At 66.4% G+C, this 20,490-nt stretch carries 17 protein-coding genes and 1 tRNA gene; 7 read left to right on the forward strand and 11 right to left on the reverse strand.

What is annotated here, in order from left to right; all coding sequences use genetic code 11:
• Positions 1-208: 208 nt before the first annotated feature.
• Complete coding sequence (locus tag ACM9HJ_RS16670; protein ID WP_416572879.1) at positions 209-745, forward strand: hypothetical protein; 537 nt, start codon at positions 209-211, stop codon at positions 743-745.
• A gap of 497 nt (positions 746-1,242) precedes the next feature.
• Here ACM9HJ_RS16670 and ACM9HJ_RS16675 read toward each other — a convergent pair.
• Positions 1,243-1,318, reverse strand: a tRNA-Glu gene (locus ACM9HJ_RS16675).
• A gap of 156 nt (positions 1,319-1,474) precedes the next feature.
• Here ACM9HJ_RS16675 and ACM9HJ_RS16680 point away from each other — a divergent pair.
• Entirely contained in the window at positions 1,475-2,437 is a 963-nt protein-coding gene (locus ACM9HJ_RS16680; RefSeq protein WP_416572880.1) for a hypothetical protein, read from the forward strand.
• Between the two features lie 155 nt (positions 2,438-2,592).
• Here ACM9HJ_RS16680 and ACM9HJ_RS16685 read toward each other — a convergent pair whose 3' ends face one another.
• Complete coding sequence (locus ACM9HJ_RS16685) at positions 2,593-3,183, reverse strand: TlpA family protein disulfide reductase (protein ID WP_416572881.1); 591 nt, start codon at positions 3,181-3,183, stop codon at positions 2,593-2,595.
• A gap of 102 nt (positions 3,184-3,285) precedes the next feature.
• On the opposite strand from ACM9HJ_RS16685, the gene argH reads away from it, so the two are divergent.
• The 5 genes from argH to polA all read left to right on the forward strand — a co-directional run bounded on the left by argH (position 3,286) and on the right by polA (position 12,145).
• Complete coding sequence (gene argH, locus ACM9HJ_RS16690; RefSeq protein ID WP_416572882.1) at positions 3,286-4,704, forward strand: argininosuccinate lyase; 1,419 nt, start codon at positions 3,286-3,288, stop codon at positions 4,702-4,704.
• Between the two features lie 26 nt (positions 4,705-4,730).
• A complete protein-coding gene (locus ACM9HJ_RS16695; protein WP_416572883.1) occupies positions 4,731-4,898 on the forward strand; it encodes a hypothetical protein in 168 nt (55 codons plus the stop codon).
• Positions 4,895-6,178: a diaminopimelate decarboxylase gene (gene lysA, locus ACM9HJ_RS16700; protein WP_416572884.1), complete on the forward strand. Its 1,284-nt coding sequence runs from the start codon at positions 4,895-4,897 to the stop codon at positions 6,176-6,178. The genes ACM9HJ_RS16695 and lysA overlap by 4 nt, the downstream gene beginning before the upstream one ends.
• A gap of 52 nt (positions 6,179-6,230) precedes the next feature.
• Positions 6,231-8,936, forward strand: coding sequence for a TIGR02302 family protein (locus ACM9HJ_RS16705; protein ID WP_416572885.1), 2,706 nt, complete (start codon positions 6,231-6,233; stop codon positions 8,934-8,936).
• A gap of 290 nt (positions 8,937-9,226) precedes the next feature.
• Positions 9,227-12,145, forward strand: coding sequence for a DNA polymerase I (gene polA, locus ACM9HJ_RS16710; RefSeq protein WP_416572886.1), 2,919 nt, complete (start codon positions 9,227-9,229; stop codon positions 12,143-12,145).
• Positions 12,146-12,418: 273 nt separating this feature from the next.
• Here polA and ACM9HJ_RS16715 read toward each other — a convergent pair whose 3' ends face one another.
• From ACM9HJ_RS16715 to ACM9HJ_RS16755, 9 genes are all read right to left on the reverse strand, one after another.
• Positions 12,419-12,712, reverse strand: a complete 294-nt coding sequence (locus ACM9HJ_RS16715) for a helix-turn-helix domain-containing protein (protein ID WP_416572887.1) — start codon at positions 12,710-12,712, stop codon at positions 12,419-12,421.
• A 44-nt stretch (positions 12,713-12,756) separates the two neighbouring features.
• On the reverse strand, positions 12,757-13,098 hold the full coding sequence (locus tag ACM9HJ_RS16720) for a type II toxin-antitoxin system RelE/ParE family toxin (RefSeq protein ID WP_416572888.1): 342 nt from the start codon (positions 13,096-13,098) through the stop codon (positions 12,757-12,759).
• A 233-nt stretch (positions 13,099-13,331) separates the two neighbouring features.
• Positions 13,332-15,248: a 1-deoxy-D-xylulose-5-phosphate synthase gene (dxs, locus tag ACM9HJ_RS16725; protein WP_416572889.1), complete on the reverse strand. Its 1,917-nt coding sequence runs from the start codon at positions 15,246-15,248 to the stop codon at positions 13,332-13,334.
• A gap of 23 nt (positions 15,249-15,271) precedes the next feature.
• Positions 15,272-16,171, reverse strand: a complete 900-nt coding sequence (locus tag ACM9HJ_RS16730) for a polyprenyl synthetase family protein (protein ID WP_416572890.1) — start codon at positions 16,169-16,171, stop codon at positions 15,272-15,274.
• A gap of 13 nt (positions 16,172-16,184) precedes the next feature.
• Positions 16,185-16,436, reverse strand: coding sequence for an exodeoxyribonuclease VII small subunit (locus ACM9HJ_RS16735; protein WP_094457321.1), 252 nt, complete (start codon positions 16,434-16,436; stop codon positions 16,185-16,187).
• A gap of 129 nt (positions 16,437-16,565) precedes the next feature.
• Positions 16,566-17,495 (reverse strand): histone deacetylase family protein, encoded by a 930-nt coding sequence (locus ACM9HJ_RS16740; RefSeq protein ID WP_416572891.1) that lies wholly within the window; start codon positions 17,493-17,495, stop codon positions 16,566-16,568.
• Between the two features lie 109 nt (positions 17,496-17,604).
• The gene (locus tag ACM9HJ_RS16745; RefSeq protein WP_416572892.1) at positions 17,605-17,850 is read right to left on the reverse strand and encodes a sulfurtransferase TusA family protein; all 246 of its coding nucleotides are present in this window, start codon (positions 17,848-17,850) and stop codon (positions 17,605-17,607) included.
• Between the two features lie 204 nt (positions 17,851-18,054).
• Positions 18,055-19,122 carry a Glu/Leu/Phe/Val family dehydrogenase gene (locus tag ACM9HJ_RS16750; RefSeq protein ID WP_416572893.1) on the reverse strand — a complete coding sequence of 356 codons (1,068 nt, stop codon included), beginning with the start codon at positions 19,120-19,122 and terminating at the stop codon, positions 18,055-18,057.
• 294 nt (positions 19,123-19,416) lie between these two features.
• Positions 19,417-20,343: a peptidoglycan-binding domain-containing protein gene (locus ACM9HJ_RS16755; protein WP_416572894.1), complete on the reverse strand. Its 927-nt coding sequence runs from the start codon at positions 20,341-20,343 to the stop codon at positions 19,417-19,419.
• Positions 20,344-20,490 lie beyond the last annotated feature (147 nt).

Raw genomic sequence — 20,490 nt, forward strand, 5'->3', positions numbered from 1 at the left:
TCGCGGACGCCGAGCCCGAGAGCTGCCCTCGCCATACGGCATTGAGTGGGAGACATTCAAAAGACCTCGCTACACCGTAGCGACAATCACCTTGACCGCCGCATATTATGGTGACAGTGTAGCGATGTTGCGTCGCTGACGCAAGTGACCGGGCAGCAACTATTCTTGCTCCGGCCTGACCAAACCCCGTTTTATAGGAGACTGGATCATGGCTACTGCCAATCCAAACGCAGCCGCTTTGCCTAACGCAGCGAACCTTGGACAATCCGCTCTATCGGGGCGGCGAGTTCGCCGAGCGGTGCCTCGGGGAGCGCTGGCTGGTTCAGCTGCAACATACCCGGTTGATACGGTCGCCGAAGCGCCGGCGCAGCAGTCTCGCCGCGGTGTTTCCAGCATCACAGCAGCCGGCCCGGATGGCCCGATGGTTCAAGCCTATTACGATTTCCTGGAATACCAGAGGGCGTTCAACACCAGGCCGTTATCGGCGGATCAGCCGGATGACGACGCCCCCTATCTGGAACTGGAACGGTTGCGGAACGCGGTCACGTCGATAATGCCGGAGAACCCAATCGGAATGGCCGTCCTGGCCCTGATGCTGATCTGGGACTCCGACGCCGTGGTGCGAGATATCGACATTGCCAGGGGGTGGGATGGCCTCTCGGAACCGCCGGTGGGCGCGCTCGTAGAGAACAACATCGCGCTGTGGAACATCGCTTATTGTGGCTGGATCGGGCTCTGCCGGTGAAGGTTTGATCGTAGACACGACGGTCAGCGCTGTGAATTTCCGGAGGCACTACAAGCCAACGCATGCACCGGAAGACGCCATCATTATTGCTGATCGCAACTTAACGGAGGCAACAATGTCTAAGTGGCCAATGGAAATTACCATCAAACTCACTGCTCCACCAAATTGTGACGACGTCGGCGCTTGGCAGAAGGACGTTACAGAGGGCCTCAGGATGGTATGTGAGATGACGCCTGCCGAGCGAGAGGTTACGCTCAGCAAGGTGCGCGCCGCCCTCGCTCAATCTACCTGATCCCACCAAGCGGGCTACGGGCAATCTGTGCCTGTGCCAGCCCGGCCGGCTCACCCCTTGCCGGGGCTGGAGGGCATCTGTCGCTGGGAAAGGCCCGCTGTTACAGCGTGCGGCGGGCCTGCTAGCCACCGAGGGCCACCCGAAACGCCGACTGGACACAAACTGGACACTGGCCGGTGGCGATTTCGTAAGTGCTTGAAATCGCTGGCGTCCCCAAGGGGATTCGAACCCCTGTTACCGCCGTGAGAGGGCGGTGTCCTAGGCCTCTAGACGATGGGGACTAGAGCCGTGCGAGGCGCGCTTTCTATGCGATTGGCGGAGCGGGATCAAGCACTTTTTTGCAGGCTTGTGACGTCGTACCGAATTGGCACTTTCCTTCGCCGGACAGGCACGGCAATCCTCCACGCCTGCAACGATAATCATCAGGAAACGCGTCCATGTCGCCCCGCCGGTCCCTTGCCGCCCTGCTGCTGGCCACCACCCTGTCGCTGGGTGCCGCATCCGTCCCGGCCCAGGCGCCGGCACCGCTGACGGTGAAAAACCTGGGCTGGCGCTTCGTGGAATTCATCGACGCAACGCAAGGCCTGCCCCTCGATCAGCGGGTGGCGCGGTTCAAGGCGGAGGTGGCGGTGGAGTTCCCCGCCTTCTATCTGCCCCCACCGAACGCCGATGCCGAACGCAAGGCCAAGTGGGATACGCTGCTGGCCAACAGCATCGAGAAATTCCCCGACATCCGCGCCGAATATGAACGCAAGCTGCGGGCATTCGACGGTGATCTGGCGCGCAATCTGGCCCGGTTCCGGGAAATGTTCCCCGGCTTCACGCCCGCCCATTCCATCTATCTGCTGCATTCGCTGAACCGCATGGATGGCGGCACGCGGGAGTTCGACGGCAAGCCCTATCTGATCTTCGGGGCCGACATGATGGCGCGGGTGCATAAGGGCTGGGCCAGCGAGACGCCCTTCTTCCACCATGAACTGTTCCATGTCCTGCACGAACCCTATCTGGGCGCGTGCGAGGCCATCTGGTGCGGCCTGTGGACGGAGGGTCTGGCCGTGCATGCCGCCGCCACCCTGAATCCCGACGCCACGGAACCGGAACTGCTGCTGGATTTCCCCGCCGGCATGGCCGGCGCCACACGGGCCCGGCAGGCCGAGAGCTTCAAGGCGCTGCTGGCCCAGCTCGATCTGGTGGATGACGACATCGCCGGGGAACTGTTCTCCACCCGGCGCGCCCCCGCCGGCGGCGACCTGCCGCTACGCCGGGGCTACTATCTGGGCTGGCTGGTCGCCAAGGAGATCGGCCGCACCCACGACCTGCCCAATCTCGCCCGCATGCCGGCATCGCAGGTCAAACCGCTGCTGCGGCAGGCGGTGGAGAAGCTGGCCAGGGGTGGATGATACCAACCGACAATGAGTTGAACCCATTGTCGGTTGGTTGGCGCGTTGAGCGCCCGCGGGCACATGCCCGCCGTAGCCAAGCCGCCGGATGGCGGCGCCCGGCGCCTGAGGGGCTGCATTGGCCGGAACGGTCAATGCAGCTTCGCAAAAGCCCCTTACCGCATCACCCACCCGATCAGCGCCTTGGCCTCCGCCCCGTCCCAATGCGCGGCACCGGCCAGACGGCCGACCTCCCGCCCCTCCGCATCCACCAGGATCGACAGCGGCAGCCCTTCCTTCAGGGGGAAGGCCTTCATGCTGGTCATCTTCTGATCCAGATAGATGGGCAGGGACTTGATCCCCGCCTTCTCGAAAAACGGCCCGACCTCGTTCAACCCGCCGCGATCGACGGAGATGGCCAGCACCTGGAACCTGTCGCCGCCCATGTCGGCCTGCAGCCGATCCAGCGCCGGCATCTCCCGGATGCAGGGCGCGCACCAGGTGGCCCACAGGTTGATCAGCAGCGCCTTGCCCTTGAACGCGGCCAGATCGACCGGCTGCCCATCCTTGTCGGTGATCGACAGGGCCGGCAACGGCGGGCGGTCGGGGCTGGCCACAAACGGCCGCGCCTCCCCCTGGAACAGGGGCATGGGCGCCTGCTTGGCGGCGGTGGCGGCGGAATTTTCCGTCTTCTCGCCGCAGCCCCCCGTTACGAGAATTGCTGTACCCACGGCCACGATTGTTGCGATGCGTCTGAAAATCGCCATTCTGCCCTCTGTCGAATCTTTTTGGCCGCGTGCCTTCGTGCCGCGACAGAGTTCGTGCCCGACGGCCCCGCCGTCAACCCTCTATACTGACGCAGAATGACGATGACCGAGACCAAGCCCCAGATCAACGCCGCCGGACCCGATGCCAACGCGCTGTGGGGCGGGCGATTCGCCTCTGGTCCCGCCGCCATCATGCAGCAGATCAACGCCTCCATCGGCTTCGACCAGAAGCTGTGGGCGCAGGATATCGCCGGGTCCAAGGCCCATGCCACCATGCTGGCGGCCCAGGGCATCATCAGCAATGCCGACCGCGACGCCATCCTGGCCGGGCTGGATCAGGTGGCCGGAGAGATCGCGGCGGGCAATTTCACCTTCACGGTGGAGAATGAGGATATCCACATGAATGTGGAATCCCGCCTGAAGGAGATCATCGGGGAGCCGGCCGGCCGCCTGCACACCGCCCGGTCCCGCAACGATCAGGTGGCCACCGATTTCAAGCTGTGGGTGCGCGACGCGTTCGACCGGCTGGATGGCGACCTGAAGGCGTTGCAGGCAGCCCTGATCGACCGGGCCGAACAGTTCCCGGACCTGATCATGCCGGGCTTCACGCACTTGCAGACGGCACAGCCGGTGACCTTCGGCCACCATCTGCTGGCCTATGTGGAAATGCTGGGCCGCGACCGCGCCCGCATGCGCGACGCCCGCGCCCGCCTGAACGAATGCCCGCTGGGGTCCGCAGCACTCGCCGGCACCCCCTACCCGATCGACCGTGACGCCACGTCCACCGCGCTGGGCTTCGACCGGCCCACGGCCAATTCGCTGGACGCCGTGTCCGACCGCGATTTCGCCCTGGATTACCTGGCCGCGGCCAGCATCTGCGGCACCCACCTGTCGCGTCTGGCCGAAGAGATCGTGATCTGGTGCACCAGCCAGTTCCGCTTCATCCGCCTGACCGATGCCTTCACCACCGGCAGCTCGATCATGCCGCAGAAGCGCAATCCGGATGCGGCCGAGCTGGTGCGCGCCAAGGTCGGCCGCGTCATCGGCGCGCTGAACGGCCTGCTGATCGTGATGAAGGGCCTGCCGCTGGCCTATTCCAAGGACATGCAGGAGGACAAGGAGCCGGTCTTCATGGCCGACGAGACCTTGGCGCTCTGTCTGGCCGCCACCACCGGCATGATCCGCGACCTGACGCCCGACCCGGCCAGCATGCGCCGCGCGGTGGAGGCGGGCTTCCCCACCGCCACCGATCTGGCCGACTGGCTGGTCCGCACCCTGGGCGTGCCGTTCCGCGACGCCCACCACATCACCGGCCGCATCGTGAAGCTGGCGGAAAATGCCGGCACCGGCCTGGCGGAGGTGCCGCTGGCCAAGATGCAGGAGGTGCATCCCGGCATCACCGACGGCGTCTATGCCGTGCTGACCCTTGAAGCCTCGGTCAACAGCCGCACCAGCCTGGGCGGCACCGCCCCGGTTCGCGTGCGCGAGGCGGTGGACGCCGCGAAGAAACGGTTCCTGTGACACGGCCGGTCGGAAGGATCAATCCCATGCGCAAAGCCATCCTCCTCGCCGCTCTGCTGGCGCTCGCCGGCTGCGGGATGAAACCGCACTTTCCCAAGGCCCCGCCGGGCAGCCCGCCGCCGCGCACCTATCCCGATCCGGCCAGCGATCCCAAGCCCTCCACGCCGCCCTCGACCGAAAAGCCGCAACAATGACCTGCTTCCCCGTTCCAGGATTCCAGTACACCAACGGCCAGCTGCATGCCGAGGGCGTGGCCCTGGCCGACATCGCGGCATCCGTGGGCACACCCACCTATGTCTATACGACGGCGGGCCTGACGGCCGCGTGGCAGGCCTATGAAGATGCCTTCGCCGGCCAGGACGTCACCATCTGCTACGCGCTGAAGGCCAATTCCAACCTGGCGGTCATCCGCACCCTGGCCAAGCTGGGTGCCGGCGGCGACGTCGTGTCGGTGGGGGAGATGCGCCGCGCGTTGGCCGCCGGCACCCCGGCGGACAAGATCGTCTTTTCCGGCGTCGGCAAGACCCGTGACGAGCTGGTAGCGGCCCTGCAGGCCGGCATCCACCAGATCAATGTCGAAAGCCTGCCGGAACTGGACGCCCTGTCCGCCGTGGCCGTGGAGCTGGGCCTGACCGCCCCCGTCGCCATCCGCATCAACCCGGATGTCGATGCCGAAACCCACGGCAAGATCAATACCGGCCGCAAGGAGGACAAGTTCGGCATCGATTTCGCCCATGCCGGCGAAGCCTATGCCCGCGCCATGGCTCTGCCCGGTATCGATCCCGTGGGCATCGCCGTCCATATCGGATCGCAGCTGCTGAAGACCACGCCCTTCCGCAAGGCCTTCGACAAGCTGGCCGGTCTGGTGCGCGACCTGAAGGCCCACGGCGTGCCGCTGTCCCGCATCGACCTGGGCGGCGGCCTGGGCGTGCCCTACAAGCATGAGGATTCCGCGCCCGATTACCACGCCTATGCCAAGGCCATTGCCGAAACGGTGGGCGACCTGGGCTGCCATGTCACGCTGGAGCCCGGCCGGTCGCTGGTGGCCGCCGCCGGCCTGCTGCTGACCCGCACCATCTTCGTGAAGGACGGCCTGCACCGCCGCTTTCTGATCGTCGATGCCGCCATGAACGACCTGATCCGCCCGGCCATGTATGAGGCCTGGCACACAATCGTGCCCGTGGCCCAACCCGCCGCCGACGCGGTGCTGGCTGATGCCGACATTGTCGGCCCGGTATGCGAGACGGGCGACACGTTCGCCCGCCTGCGCCCCATGCCGCCGGTGGCGCCGGGTGAGCTGCTGGCCTTCCTGACGGCCGGAGCCTATGGCGCCGCCATGTCTTCGACATATAATTCGCGTCCCCTGGTGGCCGAGGTGCTGGTGACCGGGGACAGGTTCGACGTGGTTCGCCGCCGCCCGAGCTTCGAGGACAGCCTGGCATTCGAGGCCATGCCCGATTGGCTCTCCCCCTGAACGGCGAAAGCGGGGTAGGCTGTCGGGCGAACTGCTAAGGTTTGAACGACAGATGCCGCCCCGCCCCGCCCCGTCCAGCAATCCCCGCCCCCGTTCGGCCGGCCCCGCGCCGGCCCGGACCCTGGCGGCCAGGCTGCGGGCGGTGCTGTCGCGCTACCGCGTGGGCTCCGTGCCGGGCAGCAGCCTGCCGGGCCGCGCCCCCCTGCCCGGCGATGCCGACAGCCGGCCGCTGAAGCTGGCCCGCGCCGTCCTGTGGTGGGAGGCTTTGTGGCCCGCGCTGTGGCGGCCTTTGTCGCTGCTGGGCCTGTTCCTGGCCGCCGCCTGGGCCGGCCTGTTCATCCATATGTCCCCCTGGCTGCATGTGCCGCTGCTGCTGGCCATCCTGGGGGGAATCGGCTTTCTGTCCTGGCAGGGGTTCCGCACCTTCCGCAAGCCGACGGAGGGTGACGCCCGCCGCCGCCTGGAACAGGACAGCCGGCTTTCCCACCGCCCCCTGGCGCAATTGCAGGACGGTATCGCCGGCGGCGCCGGCGACCCGCTGGCCCATGCTTTGTGGCGGCTGGCGCAGGAGCGGGCGAAGCAGCAGGCCACCGGCCTGCGCCTGGACCTGCCCGACAGCCGCCTGCCCGCCCGCGACCCCTGGGCCCTGCGCGTGGCCGCATGCCTGCTGATGGTGGTGGGGGCGACGATCGGCTGGGGCGATCTGGGCCACCGCACGGCCGGCGCCCTATTCCCGCCGCTGGGCATGGGCGGCCTGCTGACCCCGACCCGCCTGGATGCCTGGGCCACCCCGCCCGACTATACCGGCCAGCCGCCCGTCTTCCTGACCGCGAAGAAGCCCGCTGGCGCGGAAGAGACGGAGGAAAAGCCGCTGTTCCTGCCCACCGGGACCAAGCTGGTGGTGCGGCTGGACGGCGGCTATGGCACGCCCGTGCTGCTGGCCAATGGCCAGGAGCTGGATTTCCAGCCCGTGGCCGGCGGTGGCCATCAGGTGGAACTGGCCCTGACGGCGGGTGAGGGCGTCACCGTGCGGCAGTTCGGGCGCGAGGTTGCCTCCTGGCCCATCCGGCTGGTGCCGGACCAGCCGCCGGGCATCGCCTTCCGCACCCCGCCCAAGGGGACGGAGCGCAATGCCCTGCGCATCGATTACACCGCCGCCGATGATTACGGCATCCATGCCGTCACCGCCACGGTGACGCTCGCCACCGACCTACCCGGCGCCATCGACCGCACGCCCATCGACCTGCCCCTGCCCGTCCCGTCGAAGAACAAGCGGGAGATCACGGGCACCGGCTTCCACGACCTGTCGGGCCACCCCTGGGCCGGCATGCCGGTGACCATCCGCCTGCGCGCCACCGACGGTGCGGGACAGGTGTCGCAGAGTGCGGAACAGCAGATCCCCCTGCCCGAACGCCATTTCAACCATCCGGTCGCCAAGGCCGTCATCGAACAGCGCAAGACCCTGATCCTGATGGGTGAGGTGGTGCGGCCCATGGTCGGCCGGGCCCTGCACGATCTGTCGGTCAACCTGGATGGCTATGGCGGCGATCCGCTTGCCTTCCTGGCCCTGCGTTCCGCCGTGGGCCGCCTGATGCGCAATGCCGGGCCCGACACGATCCCCAGCACCATCGGCATGCTGTGGGACGTGGCCCTGCGGATCGAGGATGGCAACCTGTCGCTGGCCGAACGCGAGCTGCGCGACGCGCAGAAGGCGCTGATGGACGCGCTGGACCGCAATGCCCCGGCCGATGAGATCGACCAGGCCATGCAGCGCCTGGAACAGGCCATGCAGGAATTCATGAACGCGCTGGAGCAGCAGGAGGCCCAGCAGACGCAGCAACGGCAGGCCCAGCCCCAGCAGGGCGAAGCCGACCCCAACACCCAGGCCATGACGCGCGAGGAAGTGGAGGCCATGGTCCGCCAGATGCGCGACCTGGCCCAGTCCGGCAACCACGAGGCCGCGCGCCAGATGCTGTCGCAGCTCCAGCAGATGATGGAGGGGTTGCAGAATGGCCAGCCGCAGCAACAGCAGCAGAACCAACAGGCCAACCAGCAGGGCCAGGCCCTGGCAGAACTGACCCAGAAGCTGCGGGAGCTGCAAAAGCAGCAGCAGAAGCTGATGGACGAGACCTTCAGCCATCAGCAGGAACAGTTCGACCGGGCGGAGGAGATGCCCCCCAACCAGATGCCCGGCATGGGCATGCCCAACCGCCAGAACCGTTCCCCCAACGGGCAGCCGCAGACGGGCCAGGGGGCCAAGGGCGGACAGCCCGGTCAGGCCATGGCCGGCCAGCAGGATGACCTGCGGGGCGAGCTGGGCGAGATCATGCGGAAACTGGGAGAGATCGGCGGCGAAATCCCCCGCCCCCTGGGCCGGGCCGAACGCGCCATGAAGGACGCCGCCGAGGCGCTGCGCGGCGGGGCCCCCGATCAGGCCGTGGCGTCGCAGGGCGAGGCGCTGGAACAGCTTCAGCAGACCATGCAGTCGATGCAGGAACAGATGGCCCGGTCCAGCCCTGGTCAGGCCGGCGGCCAGCCCTCGCGCACCGGCCGCCAGCAGGGCCGCGACCCACTGGGCCGCCCCCTGCCCGGCTCCGGCACCCTGAATGGCGAGGAGGTGAAGATCCCTGCCGAGGCCGACATGCAGCGTGCCCGCGAAATCCTGGAGGAACTGCGCCGCCGTGCCGGGGAACAGAACCGCCCCAAGGCCGAGCGCGATTACATCGACCGGCTGCTGGACCGGTTCAAGCGGTATTGAGCGGGGATGGTGGGTGGGCCGCGAGATTGCTCACACTCTCTACCGTCACCCCGGCGAAAGCCGGGGCCCAGTGTAAGGCGCGGTCAGCGCTGATATGACTCCATATCGCGGCAGACGCCGCTCAGCGCCTGGGCCCCGGCTTCCGCCGGGGTGACGGTTGGAGGGGCGGTAACGACGGTGCCCAAACTTCATCGGATGCAACCGCTCCCCCCCCACCATCCCCTCGACATCCTGGCCCCGTTGCGCCATGTTCCGAGCCTGAGAACACAGCCGGAACGACAGGCCGCCCCATGCCGACCGATAACGCCGCCAGCCCTGCCCTGCCCCCGGCCGATGGCACCCCGCTTTATCTGGTGGATGGCTCCGGCTTCATCTTCCGGGCATACCACGCGCTGCCGCCGCTGAACCGGCCGGACGGCACGCCGGTGAATGCCGTGATGGGCTTCACCAATATGCTGATGCGCCTGCTGGCGGAACTGAAGGCCGATGCTGTCGCCATCATCTTCGACAGCAAGCGCCTGAATTTCCGCAATGAATTCTATCCGGACTACAAGGCCCACCGTCCCGACCCGCCGGAGGATCTGCGTCCGCAATTCGCCATCATCCGCGAGGCGGTGGAAGCCTTCAACCTGCCCTGCATCGAGCTGGAAGGGTTCGAGGCCGACGATCTGATCGCGACATATGCCCGTCAGGCCCGCGCCCAGGGCCGGCCCGTCACCATCGTGTCGTCCGACAAGGATTTGATGCAGCTGGTCGATGACGGCATCCGCATGCTGGACCCGATGAAGAACCGCATGATCGGCCCGGACGAGGTGTTCGAGAAGTTCGGCGTGGCGCCCGACCGCGTGGTCGATGTCCAGGCCCTGGCCGGCGACAGCGTCGACAATGTCCCCGGCGTGCCCGGCATCGGCATCAAGACCGCCGCCCAGCTGATCACCGAATATGGCTCGCTGGAAGCACTGCTGGAACGCGCCGGGGAGATCAAGCAGGCCGGGCGCCGGCAGAAGCTCTTGGAAAATGCCGATCTGGCCCGCATCTCCAAGCGGCTGGTGAAGCTGGACGAAAACGCCCCCGTCCCGGTACCGGTCGACGAGCTGAAGGTGCGGGAGCCGGACACGGCCCGCCTGCTGTCCTGGCTGGGCGTGCAGGGTTTCCGCTCCATCATCGCCAAGGTCAAGGCAGAGATCGCGGCCGACGGCACCCTGGCCGATGGCGCCGCCATCAGCGCCGCCACGGGTACCGTGTCGGAAGTCAACCGCCGCGACCTGCGCGCCGCGCTGGACGGCCGTTCCTACGCCCCCTCCGCCGTCACCACGGAGGTGCGCGCCGACGCCCATGTGCCGCGCCCGGACAAGGTCGAGCATATCCTGGTCGATACCGAGGAGGCTTTGGCCGCCTGGGTGGCGGAGGGGATCGAGGCCGGGGTGGTCGCCGTGGATACGGAAACCGACGGTCTGACCCCGATGCGCGCCGGTCTGGTGGGCATCTCGCTGGCCACCCGTCCCGGCCGTGCCTGCTACATCCCCGTCGCCCATATCGACCCGTCCACGCCCAAGGAGGGATCGACAGGCGGCCTGGATTTCGGCGACAGCGCCCCGCCGCCCAAACAGGTGCCGCTGGCCCGTGCCCTGGAACTTCTGAAGCCGCTGCTGGAACATCCCGGCGTGCTGAAGGTCGGGCACAATATCAAGTTCGACTGGCAGATGTTCGCCAAGCATGGCGTCACCGTCACCCCCATCGACGACACGATGCTGCGCTCCTATGTCATCGGCGGCGGCAAGCATGGCCATGGCATGGACGAACTGGCCCAGCGCCATCTGGGCGTGACCACCATTTCGTTCGATGAGGTGACGGGCACCGGCAAGGCGCGCATCACCTTCGACCGCGTGCCGCTGGACAAGGCCACGGCGTATGCGGCGGAGGATGCCGACATCACCCTGCGCCTCTGGCACGTGCTGCGCCATGACGTGCTGGCCGACCGCATGGTCACGGTTTACGAGACCATCGAGCGCCCCTTGGTGCAGGTGGTGGCGCGGATGGAGATGGAAGGCGTGCTGGTCGACCGCCATGTCCTGAAGGAACTGTCCACCGACTTCGCCAAGCGCCTGGTGGAGCTGGAAGCGGAAATCCACGTTCTGGCCGGCCGTTCCTTCAATGTCGGCAGCCCCAAGCAGCTGGGCGAGATCCTGTTCGACGAGATGAAACTGTCGGGCGGCAAGAAAAGCAGCAAGACCGGCGCCTGGTCCACCGACAGCTCCGTACTGGAGGAACTGGCCGACCTGGGCATTCCCATCTGTCAGAAGGTCATGGACTGGCGGCAATTCGCCAAGCTGAAATCCACCTATACCGACACGCTGGGCGAACAGATCAACCCCGAGACGGGTCGCGTCCATACCAGCTTCGCGCTGGCCGCCACCTCAACGGGGCGCCTGTCCTCCACCGACCCCAACCTGCAGAACATCCCGATCCGCACGGAGGAAGGGCGCAAGATCCGCCGCGCCTTCGTGGCCGCCCCCGGCCACCGCATCATGTCGGTGGATTACAGCCAGATCGAATTGCGGCTGGTGGCGGAGATGGCGGGCATCCCGGCCCTGCAAAAGGCCTTCCGCGACGGCATCGACATCCACGCCATGACGGCGTCCCAAGTGTTCAGCGTGCCGATGGACCAGATGACCTCTGAAATCCGCCGCCGGGCCAAGGCCATCAATTTCGGCATCATCTACGGTATCTCCAGCTTCGGCCTGTCCCGCCAGCTTGGCATCGCACCGGGCGAGGCCGGGGCCTTCATAAAGGCCTATTTCGAACGGTTCCCGGAATTGCAGGCCTATATGGAAAAGACCAAGGCCGAGGCGGCGCGCGACGGTTTCGTCCGCACCCTGCTGGGCCGCAAATGCTGGATCCCCGGCATCCAGGAGAAGGGTGCGCGCAAGGCCTATGCCGAGCGCCAGGCCATCAACGCCCCTATCCAGGGCACGGCCGCCGACATCATCAAGCGCGCCATGATCCAGCTGCCCGGCGCCCTGACGGATGCCGGCCTGAAGGCCCGCATGCTGCTCCAGGTGCATGACGAACTGCTGTTCGAAGTGCCGGAAGCCGAGGTGGAGGCGACCTCTGCCCTGGTGCGCAAGGTGATGGAAGGTGCCGCCGATATCGGCATCCCGCTGGTGGCCGAGGCCGGTGTGGGGGCTTCGTGGGCGGAGGCGCATTGAGGCCGGTTTGCGGTTGACCGGAAACAGCCCCCTTTTCGTCATCCCGGCGAAAGCCGGGACCCAGGGGCCACAGGATCAAACCTATACGCGGCGTCGATCAAAGCTGCTGACAGGTCGGGCGTTTGGCCCCTGGGTCCCGGCATGCGCCGGGATGACGTGAGGAAAGAGCAACCCCAACGGGTGTAGGTCAGGTCGAGCAAAGCGAGCCCTGACAAGCGACGGCGCCGGTGGGTGTCAGGGCTCGCTTTGCTCGACCTGACCTACGGCACTGCGTCAACCATCCACCAGTTCAACGCGCAACCGCTTGCCAACGGCGCTGGCTGCGCGTTCCAGGGTCAGCAACGTCACGGAGCCGTTGGTCGGATCAAGCAGCCGGTCCACGGCCGTGCGGCTGGTCCCCATGCGCTCCGACATCTCCGTCTTGGTCAGGTTCCGGCTTTCCATGGCCTGAGAGAGCTGCCAAGCGATCACCCGCTTCAGAGCGCGGGCTTTCACACGCTCCAGGGTACCGTCTTCAGCCAGAAGGTCGTCCAACGACGACCCGACATATGTACGGTTCTCTTCCATCGCTCTGCCCTCACGTCGTGACGCAGGGGGCACAAGCCTCTGCATCAAAGTCTCTTCATTCTATCCTTGGCCAGATCAAGATCGGCCTGCGGCGTCTTCTCGGTCTTCTTGATGAAGCCATGAAGCAGGACCATCCGCCCTTCATGCACGCAAAACAAAATCCGCACGATGCGGTTCCTGAGATGCGTGCGCACTTCAAAAATCCCGCCACCCATCGGGCGACAGGTTGGCATTCCGATCGGCCAGCCAAACTCAATCACGCTCAGGTCTTCACCAATCTGAGCACGATCCTCCTTGCTGAATGTTAGCAGCCAGTCATGTACCGGCTCCGCCCCGCTACTCAGTGCACAGAACTGCACGGGCAGGCGTTTCTCACCGGATTGCATCTTTACCTCCGCTATAACGCGGACGTAAAGTGAACCAAATTTGGTGCTAATTTAATTCAAAAAACGGCTCACGAAACATGAACCGATAGGTGCATTTAGCCTCATAAAGCTGCCGGCGTCAACAAATAAATTGTACACGCAAACTTGTGATGCGACGCGCTAAACGGAAGGCTGGACTTGATTAGATGGGCTTCTGGCTGCAGCTGTCGTGTACATCGCTGCAGAGCGTCACCTCACGCCCCCACCGCCGCCCTCCCCTCCACGCCCAGCGCCTTCAGCGCCGTATTGACGATGTCGCGGGCCTGCAGCCCCGCCTGCTCGTACTGCTTCACCGGGCTGTCATGGTCCTGGTAGGTGTCGGGCAGCACCATCGGCCGGACCTTGCAGCCGATATCCAGCAGGCCTTCCACCGCCAGATGATGCAGCACATGGCTGCCGAAGCCACCGATGGACCCTTCCTCGATGGTGATCAGCACCTCGTGCCCACGCACCAGCCGCTCCACCAGCCCCATATCGATGGGCTTGGCGAAGCGGGCATCGGCCACCGTGGTGGACAGGCCCAGCGCCGCCAGATCCTCCGCCGCCTTCGACGCCTCCGCCAGACGCGCGCCCAGCGACAGGATGGCGACCTTGGTACCTTCGCGCACAACGCGGCCCTTGCCGATGGGCAGCGGCTCGCCCTGTTCCGGCATTTCCACACCCACGCCCTCGCCCCGCGGATAGCGCACGGCGATAGGGCCGGCATCATAGGCGGCACAGGTCGCCACCATATGCACCAGCTCCGCCTCATCGGCCGCCGCCATCACCACCATGTTGGGCAGGCAGGCGAGATAGGCGACGTCGAAGGCGCCGGCATGGGTGGCGCCATCGGCCCCCACCAGCCCGGCGCGGTCGATGGCGAAGCGCACGGGCAGGTTCTGCAACGCCACGTCATGCACCAGCTGGTCATACCCGCGCTGCAGGAAGGTGGAATAGATGGCGCAGAACGGCTTGTACCCTTCCGTCGCCATGCCGGCCGCAAACGTCACCGCATGCTGTTCGGCGATGGCCACGTCGAAGCTGCGCTTGGGGAATTTCTGTTCGAACAGGTCCAGGCCGGTGCCCGACGGCATCGCCGCCGTGATCGCCACCACCTTCTCGTCCTTTTCCGCCTCCTTGATCAGGCTGTCGGCGAAGACGCGGGTATAGGAGGGCGCATTGGCCTTGGGCTTGGCCTGGGTGCCGGTGATCACGTCGAACTTGCCGACAGCATGCAGCTTGTCGGCCGATGCCTCGGCCGGGGCATAGCCCTTGCCCTTCTGCGTGACGACATGCACCAGCACCGGCCCGCCGCGCGGATCGTCGCGGACATTCGCCAGCACGGGCAGCAGATGATCCAGATTATGCCCGTCGATGGGACCGACATAATAGAAGCCCAGTTCCTCGAACAGCGTCCCGCCGGTCACCATGCCACGGGCATATTCCTCCGCCCGCCGCGCGGCGTTCAGCAGCGGGCGCGGCAGATGCTCGGCCACCTGTTTGGAGAAATCACGGAAACCCCGATAGGATTTGGAGGAAATCAGCCGCGACAGATAGGCCGACAGCGCCCCCACCGGCGGGGCGATCGACATGTCATTGTCGTTCAGGATGACGACAAGGCGTGATTGCAGCGCCCCGGCATTGTTCATCGCCTCATAGGCCATGCCGGCCGAAAGCGCCCCGTCACCGATCACCGCCACGACATTGTTGGTGCGCCCGGCTAGGTCGCGCGCCGCCGCCATGCCCAAGCCGGCGGAGATGGAGGTGGAGCTGTGGGCCGTGCCGAACGGGTCGTACTCGCTCTCCGACCTTTTCGTGAAGCCCGACAGGCCGCCACCCATGCGCAGGGTGCGAATCCGGTCGCGGCGCCCAGTCAGGATCTTGTGCGGATAGGCTTGATGCCCCACATCCCAGATCAACCGGTCGTCCGGCGTGTCGAAGCAATAATGGATGGCGACGGTCAGTTCCACCACGCCCAGACCAGCACCCAGATGGCCGCCCGTCACGGAGACGGCGTCGATGGTCTCATTGCGCAACTCATCGGCCAACTGGCGCAATTGTGCGGGCTGCAACCGCCGCAGATCGGCGGGGATCTTGACCTGGTCCAGCAACGGCGTCTTCGACTGGGACATCGTCCCCACCTCTTACTTCGTTTTTATGTGCGCCGCTCAACGACATAATGCGCCACCTGGCGCAGCATGTCGGCCCGGTCCCCGAAAATCTCCAGGTGCTGGGCGGCCTGACCGGCAAGCCGGCGCGCCTGATCACGCGCCCGCTCCGGACCCAGGATGGAGACGAATGTGGCTTTTCCAGCGACGTCGTCACGGCCCACCGGTTTACCGACCTCGTCCTGCGTGCCTTCGACATCCAGCAGATCGTCGGCAATCTGGAAGGCCAGACCCAGATCATGGGCATAGGCCTGCAGCGCATGATGCTGCGGCGCGCCCGCCTTGCCCAGGATGGCACCGGCCACGGCGGAAAAGGCGATCATCTCGCCGGTCTTCAGGCGCTGCAACCGGGTGATGGCGCCGATATCCAGCGGTGTCGTCTCCGCGATCAGGTCCAGCATCTGCCCGCCGACCATGCCGCGCGGGCCAGCGGCCTTGGCCAGGGCCGCCACCAGCTTGCAGCGCACCTGCGGGTCCTCATGCGTCTCGTGATCGGCCAGAATCTCGAACGCCTGGGTCAACAAGCCGTCGCCGGCCAGGATGGCCGTCGCCTCGTCGAATTCCAGATGCACGGTCTTGCGCCCGCGGCGCAGGTCGCTGTCATCCATGGCCGGCAGGTCGTCATGGATCAGGCTGTAGCAATGGATGAACTCCACCGCCGCCGCGGTGCGCAGCGCGCAGGCCGGGCTGACCCCGAACATCCGGGCACTTTCCATCACCAGGAAGGGCCGCAGCCGCTTGCCGCCGCCCAGGCAGCCGTAACGCATGGCGTCGAACAGGCGCGCCTCCATCAGGTTGGTGCGCGGCAGCAGCACCTCGATGGCGGCTTCCACCTGTTCCACGGTATCGGCCATGGCGGCGGTCAGGGTCTTGGGCAAAGACGGCATGGGCGTTCGGGCCTCAATCCAGGCGGGCGGGCTCGGCACCGATGGTACCGTCGGCGGCGATGGTGATGCGGTCGACCTTGGCCTGCGCCTCGCGCAGCTTCGCCTCGCAATGGCGCTTCAGCCAGGTGCCACGCTCGTATGACTGGATGGCGTCATCCAGCTTGGCCTTGCCTTCCTCCAACTGGCGGACGATCCGCTCCAGCTCGGCAAGCGCGTCCTCGAAGCTGAGGGCGGCGATATCGGGGGGCAGGGTCTGGTCGGTCATGGCATCGGCACTGTTTCTCGGAAGGGCGGACTGTATGTCCCCCGGCCCTGGCGTTCAAGTACCACGCAGGGATGAGGGGGACATACCAGTCGCCAATGCCGGTGGCCTTGCCGGAAACACGGGATTCATTCAGGCGACCATTAATGTCTTCACATGCGCCGCCGTGCTGTTGGCCAGGGCGCGCAGGTCATAGCCGCCTTCCAGAACCGAAACGATCCGCCCCTTGGCATGGCGGTCCGCCACCTCGATCAGCTTCTGCGTGACCCAGGTGAAATCCTCCTCCGTCAGGTCCAGCCCGCCCACCGGATCGCGCATATGCGCGTCGAACCCGGCGGAGATCATCAGCAGGTCGGGGCGGAACGCGTCCAGGGCCGGGATCAGCTGGTTCTGGATGGCATGGCGGAATTCCGGGCTGCCGGCCATGGGCGGCAGACAGGCATTGACCACATTGCCGAAATCCCCCTTCTCCCGGATCGATCCGGTACCGGGATAAAGCGGCCATTGATGGGTGGAACCATAGAACAGGTCCGGATCATGCTGGCAAAAGGTCTGGGTGCCATTGCCGTGATGCACGTCGAAATCCACGATGGCCACACGGCGTACCCGGTGCGTGGCCCGCGCATGCGCCGCCCCCACCGCGACATTGTTGAACAGGCAGAACCCCATGGCCTGGTCCGGCTCCGCATGGTGCCCCGGCGGACGCACGGCACAGAAGGCATTGCGCGCCTCCCCCCGACACACGGCATCCACGGCGGCCACCACGGCCCCGGCGGCCCGTAAGGCCGCCTGCCCCGTGCCCGGCGACAGCACGGTATCGGCATCGATGCTGCCATGGCCGCTGTCGGGAATGGCGCCCAGCAGGGCCGTCACATGGGCGGGCGGATGCACCCGCTCCAGTTGTTCCCGTGTCGCCAGCGGCGCGTCCCGCCGGTCCAGGAACATGAAGGCCTCATCCTCCAGCGCCGACAGCACGACGCGCAGCCGGTCGGCACATTCGGGATGGCCATAGCCCGTGTCATGTTCCAGGCAGTCATGGTGGGAGAAAAGCAGAGTATTCATGCGGTGCCACGTCCCCGGTCATTCCCTCACTGGCCCGCCGGTTCTTGAAGCGCCGGTCGTGGCCAATATCCATCATGGGCGCCGGGGATGTGCCTGTCAGTGCGACAGATCAACCGCCCCGGCGGATACGCAACCGTACCAATTGCCCATGGGGTGTGTCACCCAGGACCTCGGTGGCAAGCAACGCATGCCCGCCCTCGCGACAGAAGGTCTGGAAATCCTTGGGCGCCACCTTGTCGGTGACCATGACCTCCAGCACTTGTCCGTCCTGCATGCCGCGCAACGCCTTGGCCGCGCGCAGCACCGGCATCGGGCATTTCAAGCCCGCGCAATCGAGCGAGACATCGGCATCCATGATCGGTTCCCTTGCGGCTCAAATACCAAGCCAAGGTGAGTGAAACTCATCTTGGCTTGGTTGGCGCGTTGAGCGCCCGCGGGCACATGCCCGCGCCAGCCAAGCCGCCGGATGGCGGCGCCCGGCGCTTGAGGGCTGCATTGATCAGAACTTGTTCTGATCAATGCAGAACGATAAGGCCTATGGATGCCGGGTCCATTTCTGTCAAGCCGCCTGCTTCTTGTCCCCGCCCTTGGCGGCGGACAGGATTTCACGGGCCATCTGGTCGGCCACGGCACTGGTCGGGCGGTTCTCCCGGTCAGCACGGCGGAAAATCTCCGTCAGCGTCACGGGAATGCGTTCCACCTGGCGCAGGACGCTGTCGCGATCATAGGCCTGGGTCACCTCGGCGCTGACATTGATGATGCCGCCGCCATTGATGACATAGTCCGGCGCATAGAGGATGCCCAGCGACCGCAGCGCCTCGCCCATCGGGTCGGTTTCCAGCTGGTTGTTGGCGCCACCGGCCACCACCTTGGCCTTGATCTCACCCAGCGTGCGCGGATTGATGACGGCACCCAGCGCACAGGGCGCATAGACATCGACATCGACGCCATGCACCTGATCCGGGGCAACAGCACGGGCCGCGAACTTCTCCACCGCGCGGGAAACCGCATCGGCATGGATGTCGGCGACGGTCAGCACCGCCCCATCATCGGCCAGCCGCTGGCACAAATGCGAACCGACATTGCCCAGCCCCTGCACGGCCACGCGCACGCCCTTCAGGCTGTCGGTGCCCAGCTTGTGGCGCACGGCGGCCTTGATGCCCAGATAGACGCCATAGGCGGTGAACGGCGACGGGTCGCCCGACGCGTCATGCCCGCCCGACAGGCCGGCGACATGGCGGGTGGTCTGGCCCATCATCATCACGTCGGCGACGGAGATGCCCACATCCTCCGCCGCGATATACTTGCCGCCCAGGCTGTCGATGACCCGGCCGAAGGCGCGGAACAGCTCATTCGACTTGTCCTTGCGGCTGTCGCCGATGATCACCGACTTGCCGCCGCCCAGCGGCAGCCCGGCCATGGCGTTCTTGTAGCTCATGCCGCGCGACAGGCGCAGCGCATCGCGCATGGCCTCCGTGTCATTGGCATAGGGCCACATGCGGCAGCCGCCGCAGGCCGGGCCCAGCGCCGTGGAATGCACGGCGATGATCGCCGACAGGCCCGTGGCCGCGTCGCGACCGAAAAGCACCAGTTCGTGATTATCGAAATCGGGGAAATCGAACAGCATGGGGACGGGCCTCCGGGCCGGTGGATCGCTGTCGCCACCTCGTTCTCGGGCGGCTTTGACAGGCGAAGTCTAGGGCCGGCCCGGCTTTCAGGTCGATTTCGTTGTTTGGCGACCGATTGCACGAAATGCACGCGCAAACGCCCGCGCGGATTTTTTTATTTCGCGGACATGACGTCTACGGAAGATGGGGGCAACGGCATGTGCCGTTGCAGGCCGGCGACCGCCGGCTTAGCACCCACGTGGGCGCGCAAGCCAAGCCCGCGGATGCGGGCGCCCGGCGCCTGAGGGAATAAACTAAACTCTCCGCGGATCACGGGCCGGGGCGCTGAACACCGGCTCGCGGCGGCCATTGGGGCCGGGCGGGGTACCACCCAGCGTCGGCTCACGCCGCACCGTGCCAGCCGCCACCGGCGGAGGGGCAGGACGACGCCCCTTGGCAGCCTTGGCAGCCGGCTTCACCTGCCGCCGCCCACTGCCCCACCAGAAACCCAGCATGCCAACCAGCAGCGCGCCGATACCGCCGATAATCCCATAGCGCACCCAGTCGGGCAGGCGGGCCGGATCGAACCCTTCCCCCACCGGCGCCTCATGCGTCACTTCCGTTTCCACCGAACTGCGCGGGGCGGCGGCGGGATCGGTACCGGTCACCGACGGGGCCGGACTGGCGGAAGGCGGCGGCAGCGTGCCACCCGCCGTGGCCGGCGGGGCGGTGACCGGGGCGGTGCGTGCGGTGGTCGCCAGATCGGCCCCGCCGCGCGACACGCCCAGCACCGTACTCTCCGTTCCCTGCCCGCGATCAACGGCGGCGGCCGACGGGGCGGCCTGCGGCTTCACGTCGGCCTCGCGCAGACCCATGGGCTGGCTGGCCTTGGCCCGGCTGTTGGCGTCGGCCAGATTGCCCACGCCCTTGCGTTCCGGCTGGCTTTCCATCATGCGGCCGATCGTGCCCTGGTCCAGGCGGCCCGTGGATTTCAGCCCGTGCTTCTTCTGATAGGCGGCGATGGCGGCGGCGGTGGCGCTGTCCATCTTGCCGCTGGCCCGGCCCTGGTAGAAACCCTGCTGGTCCAGGATCTGCTGCGCCCATTGGATGGTGGCGCTGTTGGGCTGCTGGTCCTGCGCTGTGACAGCCGGCGCCGCCGACAGCAGCAGCATGGCCAGCAGGGCCGCACGGGCCTTCTGGCGGTGACGGATGGCGGAACGGGAACGGACCGGCGCGGACACTTTTCAGGCACCCCTGTTCAGGCGGAATGGATCGGAACCGACACCGCTTGTGCGGCGCATCATGAAAGGGATGACACCGCTATCGGGCGTTGGCAAGGGCGACAAGACCGACATCACCTCATGGCAGATGCGGATGATGGACCGGCC

Source organism: Niveispirillum sp. KHB5.9, from assembly GCF_048066115.1.
Classification (GTDB): Bacteria; Pseudomonadota; Alphaproteobacteria; order Azospirillales; family Azospirillaceae; genus Niveispirillum.